At 62.6% G+C, this 3,253-nt stretch carries 3 protein-coding genes and 1 pseudogene; all 4 read right to left on the minus strand.

What is annotated here, in order from left to right; all coding sequences use genetic code 11:
* A pseudogene (locus tag NKJ94_RS37080) lies at nucleotides 1-200 on the minus strand (cupin); the annotation flags it as partial.
* A gap of 8 nt (nucleotides 201-208) precedes the next feature.
* Nucleotides 209-1,696, minus strand: a complete 1,488-nt coding sequence (locus NKJ94_RS37085; protein WP_352532694.1) for a 4-hydroxyphenylacetate 3-hydroxylase family protein — start codon at nucleotides 1,694-1,696, stop codon at nucleotides 209-211.
* 32 nt (nucleotides 1,697-1,728) lie between these two features.
* The gene (locus NKJ94_RS37090) at nucleotides 1,729-2,265 is read right to left on the minus strand and encodes a flavin reductase family protein (protein ID WP_352532696.1); all 537 of its coding nucleotides are present in this window, start codon (nucleotides 2,263-2,265) and stop codon (nucleotides 1,729-1,731) included.
* A 133-nt stretch (nucleotides 2,266-2,398) separates the two neighbouring features.
* A complete protein-coding gene (locus tag NKJ94_RS37095; RefSeq protein WP_352532698.1) occupies nucleotides 2,399-3,058 on the minus strand; it encodes a GntR family transcriptional regulator in 660 nt (219 codons plus the stop codon).
* Nucleotides 3,059-3,253 lie beyond the last annotated feature (195 nt).

Here is a 3,253-nt window from a genome sequence, read left to right on the forward strand (position 1 = left end):
TCATGCACGAACGGCATCGTCGTATAGGCGCCTGGTGCAAACCGAAGCAGCCGCGTCCGATTCCCGGTCTTGCCTGCCTCGTCGAGCCGGCCGGCAAGAATCTTCTGCTCGATGCCGGACGGGTAACCAGGCGGCGAATGCCAGCCGTCCCCGGTCATGTCGATCGTGTGAAATTCCTTATGTTCCTTGCGGATCGGCATGGCAAACCTCAAGCGGCAGCCAGAGCGGCACGGTCGACCTCGTCTTCCAGCGAATAGCTGTCCAGCATGTGATCGACGAGCTGCGTGCAGCGATCCCAGTCGAAGGTGCGGAAGCTGTGCCCCTTGGTCACGAAGGTGGCGCCTGCATAGAACATCTCGTATTGCAAGTGGCGCGAGGCGAACTCCGACCCGACCGCATCCCAGGCCAGCTTGAAGAATTTTACCCGGCCCTCCGACGAGAGGACGGGCGATTGCTGCGTCCTTTCAATCAGACTGCGCAGCTCCGGATCGGCGAAATCCTGGACGGAGGACGGCAGCATGATCAGTCCGCCGCCCGCCAACTCGCGCAAGGCCAAAATCACCCCGGCATAGAGCTGCTGTGTCAGCACCTGAGCCGAATAAAGCGTATGTGCGTCGGGCACGAAATAGCCGCCAAGCATGCTGCCCTTCACCTCCATGGCGTGCACCAGCGCGTCGACCATGGTGTTCTGCGCCGCCAGCGCTCCCAGCGTCTCGCGCACCTGCGGAAAGTTGATGACGCCATTGGTCTCGGCGATGCGCCGGGCGATGCCGACGAGAAAGCGCATCTTTACCATCAGGCGGATCTGTGCCTGATAATTCTGGAACACATGCGCCGGGGTGGCATGGAACTGCCGCTGGCACATGGCGATGTCCTGGTTGATGAAGACGCGGTCCCAGGGAACTTTCACATCGTCGAAGTAGAGCACGGCATCGTTCTCGTCGAAGCGGCTGGCGAGTGGATTGTCGAAGACACTGACGGCGCTCTCCTCGTAGGATTTGCGCGACAGGATCTTCAGCCCGCCGGCATTCATCGGCACGGCGAAGGACACCGCATAAGGTTCGTCGCCCTCGCGCAGTGGCTGGATGCAGGTGACGAACACCTCGTTTGCCATGATGCCGCCGGTCGCCAGCATCTTGGCGCCGCGGATCGTCAGGCCTGCGGCGTCCTGGTCGACGATGCCGGCGGTGAGAAAACGGTCCTGCTGCTCGCCCGTCGGCTTCGAGCGGTCGGCCTGCGGATTGATTATGACATAGGTGAGATAGAGCTCATTGTCCCGGGCGTAACGGTAATAGTCAGCAAGCGCCGCGGCGCGCGGCTTGTCGTAAGCCTCGAAGACCTCGATCCCCATGAACATGCCGGAAATGCAAGAAGCGACATGGTCCGGCGCGCGGCCGAGAAAGCCATAATGAAGCTCCGTCCAGGCTTCCAGCGCCTTGCGCCGCTCGACAAGGTCGGCATGGCTGCGCGGCAACTGCCAGATGCGGTTGGCCCGCTGTCCGCCACTTTCGGGAACCTCGAAGGTCATCAGCTCCCGGTTGTCCGGTCGCGCCTGGAAATCGTAGAGCGCGCCGACCGACCGGATGGTCTGGCGGAAGGCTGGATGCGCGGTGACGTCGCCGGCGCCCTGGCCATTGATGTAGACTTGCCTTCCATCCCTCAGCATCTCGATATGCTGCGCCCCGGTCTTGATCATCTTACCCTCCGCGATCAGTAGTGCCCAAGAAATCAATAATGGATGTCGAGCGGCCAAAGCGGCGCCGTGAACTCCGTTGGCTGCAGTGATGCGTAGCGCCCCTTGCTGAAAACCAGCGCCTGCCGGTCGGCGAACGACCGGAAATGCTTCACCCTGGCGATGAACAGCACGTGGTCCCCGGCTTCGTGCCTGGCCCACGGCTCGCAATCGAACAGCGCCGCCACGCCGGGTAGCACCGGGGCGCCGGAGCGGCCCTGCTTGAACAGCACTCCTTCCCACTTGTTGGAAAGCGGCTTGGCGAAGCGGTTGGAAATGTCCTTCTGGTTTTCCGAGAGAACGTTGACCGTGTAACTGGCAGCCTTCCCCCACAGCGGCAGGCTGGCTGAACGACGGTCAATGCTAAAAAGGACGAGGGGCGGGTCGAGAGACAGCGAGTTGAACGAGCTTATCGTCATGCCAAGTTGCTCGCCGTCGGCCAGACCAGTGACGACGCAGACGCCGGTCGGAAATTGTCCAAGCGCCTGCCGGAACGCGCGCACGTCGAAAGCCGTTTCTCCTTCGATGATCATGCCCGGCCCTTTCGGCATCGATTTTGTTAAGTCACAAAAATCAATTCACCAATTCCGCTGGCCAACTGCCCGCCGCCACTGTGTGTTCCGACCGTTCGGCCGCATTGCCGATGCGAACGCCGCGGCCCCTTTTTCACTGCCTCACCTTCGCCGGCTCGCGCCCGGTTGCAACCGCGCCCCAGCCTGCCGCCGTCGGCAGCCGTAGGGCGACCAGCGTCCGCGCCAGATGCTGGGCAACGGCTGCGGCCGCCTGTTCGGGCTGTCCGCGGCGTATGCCCTCGACGATCGCTGCATGTTCGGCAAGCACGCTGGCGCCGCGCCCACCGGAGATTGTGATGGCGTGCACGCCCATCCGCAACTGGCGGTCTCGCAGGCCCTCATAGAAGTCGGCGAGCACCGGATTGCCAGCGGCGCGCACGATCGTGCGATGAAATTCCCGATCGCGCTCAATGAACGCAACAGGGTCGTGCTGCACCTCCACCTGGAGGGCGACCAGCCTGTCGAGTTCCACGGCGAGCATGTCGCCGAAGCCGGCGGCCTGCCGCGCGCACCACTCCTCCACCAGGCTCCGGGCCTGCATGACCGCTTCGATCTCCGCCTCGGTGATCGGCGGAACATAGGCGCCCTTCTTCGGCACGATCTGCAGGAAGCCGTCGGCTTCGAGCCGCAACAGCGCTTCGCGCACTGGCGTCCGCGACGTTCCCGTCTCGCGGCAGACTTCCGCCTCGGTAAGGAACGTGCCCTCGCGGCTGGGCAAGGTGAGCACATACTGCTTCAGCCAGCGGTAGACCACGTCCTGCGCAGCATCGCTTCGTTGCCCTATCGCAGGGCGTTCTGATTGATGTCGCTCACTCATAGACATCATGTATACATGTTGTGGATTAGAAATTCAAGCCAACTTGCGACCTGGCTGCGCCGAGCGCCAACGTCAGGAATTTGCACACCTTGGCGGGTCGGCACGTTCAGCCTTCAGCTTATGACAAGGCTC

The sequence above is a fragment of the Mesorhizobium sp. M0060 genome, from assembly GCF_040323155.1.
Lineage (GTDB): Bacteria > Pseudomonadota > Alphaproteobacteria > Rhizobiales > Rhizobiaceae > Mesorhizobium.